This is a genomic window from Pseudoramibacter alactolyticus ATCC 23263 (assembly GCF_000185505.1).
GTDB classification, from domain to species: Bacteria; Bacillota; Clostridia; order Eubacteriales; family Eubacteriaceae; genus Pseudoramibacter; species Pseudoramibacter alactolyticus.
In genome coordinates this window covers 137,848-150,691 of record NZ_GL622359.1, presented here as the reverse complement: position 1 = coordinate 150,691, position 12,844 = coordinate 137,848, and the positions used below count along the sequence as shown (strand labels likewise).

11 protein-coding genes and 1 tRNA gene are annotated in these 12,844 nt (G+C 55.9%); all 12 read right to left on the bottom strand.

Annotation, left to right across the window (positions count from 1 at the left end; translation table 11 throughout):
* Positions 1-6: 6 nt before the first annotated feature.
* The 12 genes from HMPREF0721_RS00695 to asrC all read right to left on the bottom strand — a co-directional run bounded on the left by HMPREF0721_RS00695 (position 7) and on the right by asrC (position 12,838).
* Positions 7-1,749 (bottom strand): vWA domain-containing protein, encoded by a 1,743-nt coding sequence (locus tag HMPREF0721_RS00695; protein ID WP_006597577.1) that lies wholly within the window; start codon positions 1,747-1,749, stop codon positions 7-9.
* Between the two features lie 6 nt (positions 1,750-1,755).
* Positions 1,756-2,676 carry an AAA family ATPase gene (locus tag HMPREF0721_RS00690; protein ID WP_006597576.1) on the bottom strand — a complete coding sequence of 307 codons (921 nt, stop codon included), beginning with the start codon at positions 2,674-2,676 and terminating at the stop codon, positions 1,756-1,758.
* Between the two features lie 30 nt (positions 2,677-2,706).
* Positions 2,707-3,798, bottom strand: a complete 1,092-nt coding sequence (locus HMPREF0721_RS00685; RefSeq protein ID WP_006597575.1) for a hypothetical protein — start codon at positions 3,796-3,798, stop codon at positions 2,707-2,709.
* Between the two features lie 257 nt (positions 3,799-4,055).
* Positions 4,056-5,549 (bottom strand): carbon starvation CstA family protein, encoded by a 1,494-nt coding sequence (locus HMPREF0721_RS00680; RefSeq protein WP_006597573.1) that lies wholly within the window; start codon positions 5,547-5,549, stop codon positions 4,056-4,058.
* Between the two features lie 294 nt (positions 5,550-5,843).
* Positions 5,844-6,407, bottom strand: a complete 564-nt coding sequence (locus HMPREF0721_RS00675) for a hypothetical protein (protein ID WP_040639808.1) — start codon at positions 6,405-6,407, stop codon at positions 5,844-5,846.
* Positions 6,408-6,464: 57 nt separating this feature from the next.
* Complete coding sequence (locus HMPREF0721_RS00670) at positions 6,465-7,103, bottom strand: DUF6652 family protein (protein ID WP_006597571.1); 639 nt, start codon at positions 7,101-7,103, stop codon at positions 6,465-6,467.
* A gap of 224 nt (positions 7,104-7,327) precedes the next feature.
* Positions 7,328-7,404 (bottom strand) — tRNA-Lys (locus HMPREF0721_RS00665).
* Positions 7,405-7,523: 119 nt separating this feature from the next.
* Positions 7,524-8,300, bottom strand: coding sequence for a sulfide-dependent adenosine diphosphate thiazole synthase (locus HMPREF0721_RS00660; protein ID WP_006597570.1), 777 nt, complete (start codon positions 8,298-8,300; stop codon positions 7,524-7,526).
* 312 nt (positions 8,301-8,612) lie between these two features.
* Complete coding sequence (locus HMPREF0721_RS00655) at positions 8,613-10,265, bottom strand: hydantoinase/oxoprolinase family protein (protein WP_006597568.1); 1,653 nt, start codon at positions 10,263-10,265, stop codon at positions 8,613-8,615.
* Positions 10,266-10,308: 43 nt separating this feature from the next.
* Positions 10,309-11,307, bottom strand: a complete 999-nt coding sequence (locus HMPREF0721_RS00650) for a DNA/RNA non-specific endonuclease (RefSeq protein WP_006597567.1) — start codon at positions 11,305-11,307, stop codon at positions 10,309-10,311.
* Positions 11,304-11,717, bottom strand: coding sequence for a hypothetical protein (locus HMPREF0721_RS00645; RefSeq protein WP_006597566.1), 414 nt, complete (start codon positions 11,715-11,717; stop codon positions 11,304-11,306). Before HMPREF0721_RS00645 ends, HMPREF0721_RS00650 begins: the two co-directional genes overlap by 4 nt.
* A gap of 143 nt (positions 11,718-11,860) precedes the next feature.
* Positions 11,861-12,838, bottom strand: coding sequence for a sulfite reductase subunit C (gene asrC / locus HMPREF0721_RS00640; protein WP_006597565.1), 978 nt, complete (start codon positions 12,836-12,838; stop codon positions 11,861-11,863).
* Positions 12,839-12,844 lie beyond the last annotated feature (6 nt).

Here is a 12,844-nt window from a genome sequence, read left to right as displayed (position 1 = left end):
CACCTCCTAATCGCGCATCGTTCTCAGAATCGCCTGAAGCAGGGAACTGATCCCGTCCGCCAGCTGCGATATCTTTTGGACGCGAACATAGTCGGCGCTGTAAATATCCCGGACATTTTCCACATACATATTGGGCCCGGTGTACACAGCGCCCACATGAATCCCTCTGGCTTTTAATTGTTTCACCGCGCTTTTGGTGCTTTTAATGCCTTCCAAACCGCCGTAGCCGCGGTCAAAAATGCTTCCCGTCTCCGGAGGCATCTTGGTGCTGTCATCCGGATTGGCATCCGTCATCACCAGAAGAATCTGTTTTGTTCCGTCATCTTCCCCGGTTATCAGCCGGCCGGCGGCAAGCAATGCCAAACCATCGCGATTCCACCCGGCGGCTGTGTAATGAAAGATGCCGTTGAGGTCCCGGTCGCCATAATCCTTGAGCATCTGCAGCACCGTGTAGCCCCGCAGCGAATGAAAGGCCATGATTCTCGTTCGAATCTGCACATTCGTCAAACTTTTAACCAGAACATAGCTTTGAGCGGCGATCTGTTCCTGATATGGCATCCGGGATGCCGACGCATCCAAGAGGATGGTCACTGCCAGGGCATTCTCGACCTCGTCGCCCGGCCGGGTAAACACCGTCGTGTCCCCGAGCAGCTCCAGCCGATACGCCTTTCGAGCATCCAGCCGGCCCGCGCGGGACACGGCCGGAAGCGGCGCCATATAACTCGCCAGAATGGTTTTGAGCGCCGCCGTCAGTTTTCGTGTTGCTGCCGCCATCGCCAGGCGAAACCTTTGATAGTAAGCATGGTTCGCCGCTGCCTGCCGGCGCATCTGCTGATTCACCAAAGTAGCTTCCTTCAGCTTCAAATGCGCCGGCGGCGATTTCACCTTCGCAATCCACAGCCGACAATAGGCGTGATCTTCCGTGCACAAATCATTTTCCAGAATTTTCATCGCGCCCTTGGAATAAATGCACGGCCCGAAGCACGCCTGGATATACGCCGCATCGCCCGCATTCCGCTCCGATTCGTGCCGGTCCCCGAAGCGCCTGCCTCCGGCTTTGTCCGCATCCGAAAAAAACAAATCGTTTCTTGTCAAAAGCGAATCTTGATGGTGACTTTCCCGATGCAGCACCCTGTCGAGAAAATCTTTCAGCGGCCCCGACACGTCGCGCCCCCGCTGTATCTCCAGATTAAAATCCGAAAAATGAAACCCCGCCATCAAAACGTCCTTCAAATGGCTGATAACCGCCTGCGTCGACGCATCTTTTTGCCGATATGCCAGCATGGCCGCCAATTTCCCGGCTTTCGGCGAAAGCCGCGGCGGTTTGATAGCGAGCACCGACGCCCATCGATAAGCCACCTGTTCAAAGCCCTTCGTATTATTCTGTTCGCGATATGCCATTCGGCGCTCATCCCGCGCCTGCATAAAACCCAGCGCGTGCTCTTTTCGCAGCGACGCGAGCACAGGGCGCTGCGTCCGCTCCTGATAATAGAGCCAGTTTTCTAACGTCAGCCACACCAGCGTATCGTAGGCCGCCGCCTTCGCAGCATGCTGATAAGAGGCAAAAAACAATGCCATCTCTTCAGGATCCAACCATTTCAGCGATAATCCGATCACGATATTAAGATAAAAATCCACCGCATCGTCTTCACCCAGCGCCATAAACGGCGGATCCAGATCATATTGTCCCGCCGCACTCCATATGATGTTCAGGGCTCTTCTCTGCTGCGGGCTGTCATACCGATTCATTATTTTTCAACCGTTAAACACCAGCGCCGGCGTGAGCTCCGATGGCATCCGCGCGCGAATAACATCTGCGATCAACGCACGCTCATAGAGATCAAAGCTTTTGTTCACGACACACATTTCCAGCGCCTCTCCCATGGTCAGGCCGTTTCGGATCAATTGCAGACTCTCCAGAATGCCCCGGAGATCCACCGCTCGCTCCGAAATTTCCGCCTGCGCCGCTTTTTTCTGCAGTTCATAAAACAAAGTGACCAGCTGCTCACAGATCTCGGACTGAATATCGGGATGGGCTGTTTCAATCAGTTTTTTCAGATCCAAGGCTGCAATAACCGGCATCTCTATCACGGCAAACCGCGACACGAGGGCCTCGTTCAGGTCCCGCGTCCCCGCGTAGCCATTATTCATCGTGCCGATAAACCGCGTCGCTTCGGAAACGTCGATCTTCTGATACCCCGGCACGTCGATGACGCGGCGGTAATCGAGGGTCGCATGCAAAACCGCCAGCGCCTCGTTTTTCGCCATGTTCACTTCATCCAATATGCCAAAGCCGCCGCCTCGGGCACAGGCATAAATCGGTCCCGGCCGGAAAACAACCTGAGACCCGTCGTACGTATCGGTCCCGATCAGGTAAGCCGCATCCACATTGACATGAAAGCTCACGTTCCATTCCGGCCTTCCCATGACAAAGGCCAGACATTCGGCCAACACATTTTTCCCCGTTGCCTTGGGCCCGGTTAAGAGCAGGTTGCTGCCCGCGAGCAGCGCCGCCAACGCCTGGTGCCATACCTTTTCGCCGTAATAAATATATTCCGGTTTCGGCATTCGATTTTTGAGTCCCTCATCGACCCGGTTCCCCTGACGGAATTTCCGGACTTTCTCCATAACATCCCGGGAAACGCCAACCTCCCGGAGCAAGCTGTCCGCTTCCATCACATCATCTCCTTATGTCCGCCATGCGTTTTATTGATAAGCCATGACCAGAAAAAGCGGCTTGACCGCGACAACTTCATCGTATTCTTTCTGGGAGACCGTCACTTGATCGTTCAGCGCCTTCAAATCCGCCTTCACCATCTCAAACGCCTCCGCCGCCGTCTCGCATCGCCCCATGCGAATGGCACGAATCATCCGTTCCAGCACGATAGGATGGGCATAATGCCCCGGAATGGGGAAATGATCGATCGTATTGACGTAATCTTCGCACGCCTTTTTGGCCATCTCGTATTCTTTCGCTGCCGTTCGCTTGTTGCGCCGTCCCGTGGGGAGCACGCCGGCAGCCATGATGGTAAACATAAATGCGATGCCAAACAGCACGAAATAAATCGCAACGCCGCGGTGCTGCATCAAAGCATAAACGCCAAAGGCCACCGCCCCCATCGCGAGCAGCAAAATCACAAGCGCCACGGCCTTATACGTCGAGCTGATACTGTCGATCACCCGCTTCTGCCTGGCCGCGGCCGCAAGCCTCTCATAAAGCGCCGGTTGTATCTGCAATGCTTCCTGGCATCTTTTCAGGTCAGCAACGGCCTTTTCTGCCGATTCAGACAGGTGCTCGCGATACTTTTTTCTTTCTTCCCGCTCCGCCGCCTGCAGTTTCCGTTCTGCCTCTTCGCTTTGTGTCGGGATGCCCGGATGATGCTTGGCCATGCGCGCGAGCAGAATATCCACGTTCTGCTCATGTTTGAAATTGCATTGAATCTCCCGGCCGTCTTTTAATTTCACCACAAAATAGGCCATCGACCCGAAAACACCCTTCCCCGTAAAGCCGCCTTTGGACATGGCGACGCGCTTCCATACGCGCGCGACATCCTCATAGCGGACATAATACCGCCGATCGATAAAAAAACTGTTCAGATACAAAGCCTTCTCACCGATGCCGCAGGGGCCGATTTTCAGACATTTCCGGCGATCCTGCCTGAGTGCCTCGCTTTCCAGCGGCCGTTTTCCGATCAAAGTCGGTTTGATAAGTCCCATGATCATTCTTTCCTTCGTCACAAGTTCAGCAATCCAAAAATGACCGCGCTTCGCCTGCCAGGGCTTTGCGCCAATCCTCAAAAGCTGATTCTCCGTGCCCCATGCTATTGTTAAACGCCCTCTGCAAAAAGAGGATCTCCCCCGGTGCTTTAGATGCCATCCTGATGGATGGCAACACCCCATTAAAAGAAGATCCTCCGCTGCGGTCCGTCTCTTCGCGCAGACGTTCATTAAACCCAAAACGCCAATGCATCGAGAGACCAACCCGAACCATTAAAGAGCGGAATCAAGGCCGATGTGCCCATGTTTTCAAATGAATGCCCCGTCTTTCCGCGTGCTTACGCAGACTGAACGGCGCCGTTTTCGCGTTTGATCCTTCTCACATGGCGCATAAACAAAGTCAGGCAGAAAACGGCGAAGATAATGCCCACCGGATAAGCCACCATCGTGTTGTTCGCCAAAGACGGAATCAAGCCCAAACATTCCGGTGCCATCACAAAGTAGGTGCTCGTCACCGCCGACATAAATGCCGCCGGAACCGCCGCGATCCAGAAATTTTTCCTTTCTCTTGCCAAGAAGGAAGCGCCGCACCAAAGCGTCAGCATCGCCAAGGCCTGATTGGAGAATGAAAAATAACGCCAGATCACCTGATAGGAGAATAAGCCGAAGGACTGCCCAAATCCGAGAAAACCGCCGACGGCAAAGCAAGGGATACACAGTTTCAGGCGATCAACGGCCCGCTTCTGGCTGATGCCGATCCAGTCGGAAAGCGTCAGTCTTGCAGAACGGAAAGCGGTGTCGCCGGAGGTGATCGGGCAGACCACCACGCCGATCATGGCCAGGATCACGCCAGCCGATCCCATCGTCTTGATGCAGACGTCATAGATCGCCGCCGATTGACCGGCCTGCAGCGCGGTCGCCAGGCCAACGTTCAGGCCGCCGGTCACCTTATACAGCGAGCAACCGGCCGACGCCCAAATCAAGGCAATAATGCCTTCGGCCACCATCGCGCCGTAAAACACGAAGCGGCCCTGCTTTTCACTCTTCAGACACCGGGCCATCAGCGGCGACTGGGTCGCATGGAAACCGGAAACCGCCCCGCAGGCAACCGTGATAAACATAAAGCTCCAGATTGGCGTGCCGGCCGGATGCATGTTATAAAAATGGCTCCACAATTCCGGCGTATGATAGCCATTCAGCGGCAGCCCAATGGCAACGCCGATGGCCATGATGATCAAGCAAATGCCAAAGATCGGGTAAATTCTGCCGATGATTTTATCGATCGAAATAAAGGTGGCAATAAAGTAATACGCAAAGATGATCGCCAGCCACACCGTTGTCGAGGCAAAGGTCCCGCTGACGCCTCTTTTTACCAGCAGTTCCACAATTAAGCCGGCTGGGCCGACCGCAAAAACCGTCCCGACCATGATCAGAAGGATCACGGAGAAAAACCGCATGATCTGCTGCATGGTGTGGCCGAGATAAATCCCCGTCACTTCGGCAATCGATTTGCCCTCATTCCGTTCGGACAGCATCCCTGAGAAATAATCGTGAACCCCTCCGGCAAACACCGTTCCAAAGGTAATCCAGAGAAAAACGACGGGTCCCCATAGCGCACCCTGCAATGCCCCGAAAATCGGGCCCAGACCCGCGATATTCAGCAATTGAACCAAAAACATCTTCCACGCGGGCATCACCACGTAATCAACGCCATCATTAATGGCCACGGCCGGCGTCTCACGATCGTCCGGCCCGAAGGTTTTGTCCACCAATTTGCCGTAAGTAAAATAACTGGCAATCAGGATCAACAAGCAGATAAAAAAACTAATCATAAAATAACAACTCCTTCCCTGAAACAGGTGCGTTTAAAAGTATAAATTCTTTACTTAAAATTATAATTCTTTGTCCTCGTTTTTGCAAGTCCCTATTTATTTCACCTAATAAAGCTCTTTTTTCTCTTGACTGCAGCCGATGTCCCAAAATAAAAGGTCTGAATTTTGCATCATGAAAAATTCAGACCTTTTATTTTGAATGCCCTTATGCGCTTAAATCGCTTTGCTGCAAATTCTGAACGGCCGCCTGCCTGCTTTTCTTTCGTTCGCTGCCGCCCGATATGTTCAGGCCGCTTACGGCGCCCACTTAAAACTTTTCACCATATGCCGGGCGGCTGCATCACATTCATCGGAACCGTCCACATTGGTCTCATAAATCAGCACATAACGCTGTTCGCCCACGATATAATATTGGGTACCGATGCGGTCCGATTGCGATATGCGATATATAAGCACGGTTTCTCCGCTTTTGGTGGTGCTTCCTGACGCCGTGATCGGGCCATTGATCTGCCCCTGTGTCTGTGCGGCCAGCTGCGCCATGATCGCCTTCCCGAACTCGGCCGCCTGACGCTTAGCGTAATGATTGCGTCCGCATGTCACCGAAATATTGTTCGGGACCCCATTGCCCTTGTAATCGCCGGGAACGAAAAACGGTTTGCCCGGGGTCGAATGGCCGGCGTCCTTTTTCCAGCCTTTCGGGATCGAAAAGCGGCCGTAATCGGCCGTATACACCCGACTGGCCGACGGCTTGGTCTCGGTCGGTCTCTGCCGGCTTTGACGCCCACCCCTGCCGCATCCAACCGCACCCAGGGCAATGATCAATGCGATTATAACAATGACAACGCCTTTCTTCAACATAATCGGATTCTCCCTTCCTTCGGTTTCCCATTGCACGGCTTGTCTTTCGAATGCGGATCACGTCCATTTGCTCAAATATAAAAGCAGTCCCAAAACAATCAGAATGATGCCCATGACCACCGCAACCGCCGCTTTTTTCCACTTGCCTTCGCCGATCGCCGTTAAATACATGGTGTCCACCACATCCAGACAAAACGTCCCCTGCAGCAAAAGATGCAAAATAAACTTGATGACGCTCAGTTCCCGGCTCCGAAGTTTACAAATGAGATAACCGAGGCTGTAAGGCATCAGCGACAGCAGAATCAGATAATCAAATACCATGATGGCGCCGCCGGACAGCGGGCCGAGCGGACCGCCGACAAAAAACAGCATCGTCGATACCAAAAATCCCCATAGAAAAATACCGATATAAAACGGAATCGCCAGATATTTGTTGATCACCATGCCGGCCATCAGGCGGTCTTTGTATCTTGGTGCACTGTGGATCAATGACCATATCAGATTAAAAACGGCCAGGCATAAATACAAAATGCCGACGCATTTCGCCGCCGCACCCAGGCTGGCCTTTGCCGCCGATTGATAAACCGCACCATCCCATTTGAGCAGCAGCCAAAGCTCTGCATACAAAAAGAGAATCTGTATTGGTAAAATTCCATATTCCGAAAATCGTCTGCGCAAGGCTTGTCCTTTTTCCATCGTGTTTGCCTCCCTGTTCCCAATTTATATTAAATGATATCAACCCTTTCTTTAGCATATCGCCTTTCTTTAAGGGCTCAGCCGTATTTTTATCCTGCCGGGCGACATTAAAAGTCACATCAAACATAGCCCGACCCATGGGGACCGTGCAAAATATCCGCAGTCAAAAATAAAATCGGGCATAAAAAAACCGCCTAAAACGGCGGTATTGTGCGTGCATCACATGGTGGGCCATCAGGGACTCGAACCCTGGACACCCTGATTAAGAGTCAGGTGCTCTAGCCAACTGAGCTAATGGCCCGTGTTTTTTCAGTACTTTGATAGTATAACCGCTGGTGTTTTAAAATGCAAGGCTTTTTTTCATTTTTTCGTTTAAAGACCCGGCGGCGCCGAAGCACACCTCGGCGCCGCCTTCGTCCGTTACTGCGCAAGCCGGCGAAGCATGGCCTCGGCCGCCTTTTTCCCGGAGAGCAGCATCCCGCCGAACACCGGTCCCATGCGCTGCCCGCCGAATGTGGCGTTGGCCGCCATTCCGCTGACATAAAGTCCCGGATAAACCTCCCGGGTATTGGCCACCACCTGTTTCTCGCCGTGGTCTGCCCACATGGGCTTCTCCCCTTCAAGGCCGCCGCTGGGCGTATTGAGCACCGGCCCCATCCGTTCAACCAATTTAGTCACCAGCGCGGCGTCATGTCCCGTCGCATCGAGGACAACCCGGGCATCCATCATCAGCGGATCCACCATCAGATGGGCCATTTCAACCGTCGACCAGTTGATCACCAGGCCCTCCAGCCGCCCTTCCCGCACAACGGCATCCTCCATCGTCACCAGGTTCATAATGGTCGCGCCGGACTGCGCCGCTCGAAAGATCAGACCGGAAATGCATGCCACCGAACTGACGGTATAGTGCTCTGCATCATAAGCCTTGCAGGCAATGCCCATCTCCTCCAAAATAGGCAGGACGCTTTTCTGAACAACGATCTGATTCATCATCATGCCGCCGCCCCACATGCCGCCGCCGACGCTGAGCCTGCGGTCCAAAAGGGTAGTTTTGACCCCGGCCTTTCCCAGATAATAAGCGGCGATCAAACCGGACGGACCGCCGCCAACAATCACAGCATCGCTGGAAAGCATCTGTTTGAAACGATCGGTATAGGTCGTCAATATGGCTTCCGAAATTTTTGTATCACTTAACATCGTGGCTCCTTTTTCACTGCTTGTTGCCGAAAAAAATTAGAAGACCGGCCAACAAAAAAACACATCTGCCGGAGCCAATGTGCCAAAAAAGTCCCATTGCTCCCTCCGCAGCCACAACGCTGATCAGGTGATTAAGGATCGTGTGCTCAATAGCCACTTCTCAGCCCAAAACATGGGCGCTCCCGTTATGGTTTGTGTTTATTTGTTTGTGATTGCACCCCTCAAGGGGCCCATTAAAGCTTTAATATGCTTATTTTAATGAATGCCCCGAGGACTGTCAAGTGGCTGGACTGTTTTTTATTGGATACGCCTTTAATCAAAGTTTTTCACAAAGGCCGGGGCTTGTGCCTCCTCGGCCAGTTTGAGGTGTCCCGCCCGGGCCACCGCCTTCACCCGGGTCTCCACATAAACCATGCGCCAGCCGACTTTGCGGGTGATTTCCTCGCTATGCACCTGAGCGGTAATTTCCGCGCTGCCCTGGCGCTCGGCCTTGGCCCGCACCCGATCCAACGCCTTGGCCTCGGCATAGGCCACGGCGTCGGTCTTCACTTTAAAATAGGCCGAATCCCCGTCGATATAGGCCGCAAAGCCGTCATTGGCCTCGTCCGGACGCACCAGCGCATCCACCCGCTCGGCCACCGCCGCCGTCGCCGCGCCCACGGCATTCGCCACCTCATAATGCTCGGGCACCATCACCCGGCGATCGGTTTTCCCCGCGTCGGCCAGCGCCGCATACCAGGTCCCCGCCGGTGCGCCGGTGGCCACCACCGGCATCTCGGGCGGAACGTCTTTTTCATAGACCGAAAGAATCGGATCCGCAATGGTCGACAGCACCAGCGCCTCCGCCCGCTTGGCATAGGCCAGCGCATCCATCCCGCAGGCCTCGGCCTGCCTTTGGAGCGCCGCCTGCACCGGGGCTGCATCCCAGCGGTCAAGCTGTCCCCGGGCGCAGAGCAAATCGGTGGGAGTCAGATTCCCTGCGCCGCCGCGGCATGCCGGCAGCACCCGATGGGTGGTCAGCTTCGGGCCGCACATCCCTGGAGTGATGGCCGTGTCCCCGCCGAGGCCATAGGTCGCGAGCTTGGCCGAATCCACCTGGGTTTGCCAGCTGCCCACCTTCGCCCCCACCGGCGAAAGGGTCAGGGTATTGTTCTGCACCACGCCGGTATCCGTGGTCGTGCCGCCCATATCCACTACGATGCCGTCGGCCGTGCCCGCCAGCGCCAGCGCGCCGAGAATGCTCGCCGCCGGTCCGGAAAGGATGGTCTCGATGGGCTTCTCCCGGATAAAATCGAGGCTCGCCAGGGAGCCGTCGCCCTTGACGATAAACACCGGCGCCGCAATCGCCTTATCCGCCAACGTGCGGGTGACTGCCGTCACAAACCCGGCAATGATGGGGATCAGGCTCGCGTTGAGCACCGCCGTGACCGTTCGGTCGGTGTAGCCCAGCTTGGTGGAAAGCTCGTGCCCGCAGACCACCGGCATATCCGAAACGGCCCGCACCGCCGCTTTTACCGCGAGCTCCTGGGCGCTGTTGCGCACGCTCATCATCCCGGAGACGGCCATGGCCTCCACCCGGGGCGCCAGGCTGGCCACGGCTGCCGTTACCTCCTCAGGCACCAGGGACATGACTTCCCGTCCCTTGATGTTAATTTTGCCGGTAATATGCTCGACGGCCGCCGCGGGAACATCGCCCTTGGGTTTCCCGCCGATGAGGATGAGCCCGGTCGGCCGGCCCTGGCCTTCCACGATGGCGTTGGTCGCCAGCGTGGTGGAGAGCACCACCCGGTCGATGACCGCCGGATCCGCGAGCTCGAGCCCGTCAATGCTCGCCCCAATGCCGATTTTCAGGTCGTCATGGGTGGTCGGCGCCTTGGCCTTGTCCAGCACCGCAGCCGCCTGCGGATCCCACAGCACCGCGTCGGTGAAGGTACCGCCGGTGTCAATGCCTAAAACTTTTTTCATCCCCGCCTTCTTTCTTTGTGTTCATCCATAGCTAAACGCGCACTCACGGATTGCAGATCGCGCAGGGGCTGTATCCCCGGCGGATCAGATCGGCCCGTTTGCCGGTATAAGTCTGTTTATTTCTTTCGGCCATATGGGAGACCGCCGTGCAGTTTTGCCGGTGAAATTTATGAGCCCGCACATTAAGCACATAAGTCGCCGTGGTTGCCGTGCTGTTCTGACTGTGCCGGGAAGATGTCTGGCTGCCTGCGGATGCGCTTTTCTTAATCGCCTCGGCATCCGTGGGCTGGCTCGTGTCCCGGGTGCTGTAGCCGGTGCTGTAGTCAATCTTCACGCCGGGCTGCACATTGTAGCAATAAACATTAAACGAAATACCTTCACCCTTGTCCTCCACCGATTGAGCCTCCATCTGAACGCCGCTCGCCACCAGATTATTGCCGTCGAAAATCGGCGTGACCCGGTAGAGCACGTGGTTGCCCGTCTCCTTCACATAATCGGCCACCAGGTTCTCGAAGGGAAGCATCCCCTCCACATTCAGATAGCGGGTCCCGGTGATGAGGTTGCGCGGGTTGGCGTTTTCCGCCGTCAGCTGATAACCGATCAGATGGCAGCGGTTGTAAAGCATCCTGCCATCCACAAAACTATAGGCCGCGTTGTGCCAGCCGGTGGGGCGCACCGCGCTGATATCGCCGCGCCGCTCGCCGGCTTTGGGCATCGTCGCCCGGCTGATATTGGCCGCGGCCGTGCCGCAGCGGCCGAAGGCATCCTGCGCGCTGTAAGTCTCAAAACTTTTGGTGTTCAGCGCCGAATCGGCGAAGGTCGGCTCGTTATTGTTGATGGCAACATAAGCATCGCCGCGATACGCTGGGATCTTGGCCAGATCCGCCGTGTTTGCCGCGATCTTTTTTGCCAATGCCGATGGATCCTGTGCCGTACCGTCTTTCAGCGCGCAGCCGCCAAGGACCAGCGCCGCCGCCAGCAGCAACGATAACAGCCCCAGAGCCGCAGCCTTTTGGCGCCTGTTTTTGGTTTCTGTCCTCACCTGGTATAAACCTCCTCAGTGATGGTCTCGTGGGAGGTGCCGGCAAAATCCTCCCGGCCGGCCAGCCGCCACGCCCCGAGATCGATATCCAGCGTCACATCCGAGGGATAGCGACGGTTCCAATGGTAAATCACCAAACCCTCGGCCTTTTCAGCCCAGGGCGCCAGGGGGCCGTCCTCCGCAAAGGCCACGTCCCCGGGGCCGGCCGCGGCGAGAAAATCTGCCGCCAGGTGCAGGCGCGCCGCCGGCAAACCGCTGTTTTCGAAAAGGACGGCCGAATCCGGCGCGGCATAAAAATCCGCCCCGGGAAATTTTTCAACCAGCCGGGCCATCAGACCCGCGTCGCGGCTCTGACGTCGGTGATTAAACCGCAGCCCGCCGCCGTCGTCAATACACACCGCTAAAATCATGCCATGCTTCCTTTCTCAATGATTGTTTTCGTCCGGTTCGTCGTTTGACTGTACCCGAAAACGGCGCGCTTGTCAATGCGGCCGCCGCCCATCAAAAAAGACGAAGGACCTGCCTTCGTCTTGAGCGCATCGGTGTGAGGATCTTAATCCTGATCGGTGCCGTAGTGAATGCCGCTCCAATACAGCCGGCGGTTGATCTCGGCCTGATCCGGTAGCGTCACGCCGGAAAGCGCCCACTTCAGGTATTCATCGAAGCCGGTGCGATCCACAATATAGCCGATGTGTTCCTTGCCGGCCGGCGCTTCGGGATCGATGTATTTTTTCGCGTAGACATAGGTGTTTTCGATGATCTTAACGATGCTGTCCTCGTCCACCCACTTGATAAAGTTCTGGCCCAGGCGCGGATTCTTCTTGCCCGTGCGGCCGAAGAGGGTCAGTCTGTAATAACGCTTGTCGCTGCGGGTCCAGGCGCGGGTCGGGCAGGCCAGCACGCATTCGCCGCAGCCGATGCATTTTTCGTGGTTGCGCACCGGGGTGAAATGATCAAAGCTTAACGCCCCGGTTGATTTTTTACGGCAGCGCTTCACACAGGCCTGGCAGGACACACAGCGACTGGCGTCAAACTGGGGCAGCGTCATCCCCATGACGCCGAAATCGTGCATGCGCACCTTGGCACAGTCGTTGTGGCAGCCGGTGAAAGCCACCTTCACGTGCAGATCGTTGGGGAAAATCGCCTTTTCCACCCGGCGGGCCAGGTCGGTGGTGGTGTAATTGGCGTAGGGACAGACCCGATTGCCGATGCAGGCGATGATATTGCGCGTTCCGGAAGAATCGTAGCCCACGCCGGGTTCGCTCTGATTGATGCCCAGCCGGTCAATCACCGGCTGCAGCGCGCGGTTGACCTCGGGCATTTTGTCGTAGGGAATGCCCGAAAGCTCGAAGCCCTGGCGGTTGGTGATGAAAATCTGGCCGTCGCCGTATTTTTCGGCAATATCCTTGACAATGCCAAGGGTCGTCGCGTCGATGACCCCGCCGGGCACCCGCACGCGGGACGCTGCCACCCCCCGGACCTTGGTCACGCGGAAGGCGTTCTTTCTGACTTTTTTGGTGTTGATATCCACAGCGTC

Coding starts and splice junctions, on each gene's coding strand:
- HMPREF0721_RS00695 (WP_006597577.1), bottom strand. CDS start 1,749: ATGAATCGGTATGACAGCCCGCAGCAGAGAAGAGCCCTGAACATCATA.
- HMPREF0721_RS00660 (WP_006597570.1), bottom strand. CDS start 8,300: ATGTTAAGTGATACAAAAATTTCGGAAGCCATATTGACGACCTATACC.
- HMPREF0721_RS00670 (WP_006597571.1), bottom strand. CDS start 7,103: ATGGAAAAAGGACAAGCCTTGCGCAGACGATTTTCGGAATATGGAATT.
- HMPREF0721_RS00655 (WP_006597568.1), bottom strand. CDS start 10,265: ATGAAAAAAGTTTTAGGCATTGACACCGGCGGTACCTTCACCGACGCG.
- HMPREF0721_RS00675 (WP_040639808.1), bottom strand. CDS start 6,407: ATGTTGAAGAAAGGCGTTGTCATTGTTATAATCGCATTGATCATTGCC.
- HMPREF0721_RS00645 (WP_006597566.1), bottom strand. CDS start 11,717: ATGATTTTAGCGGTGTGTATTGACGACGGCGGCGGGCTGCGGTTTAAT.
- HMPREF0721_RS00690 (WP_006597576.1), bottom strand. CDS start 2,676: ATGGAAGCGGACAGCTTGCTCCGGGAGGTTGGCGTTTCCCGGGATGTT.
- HMPREF0721_RS00680 (WP_006597573.1), bottom strand. CDS start 5,549: ATGATTAGTTTTTTTATCTGCTTGTTGATCCTGATTGCCAGTTATTTT.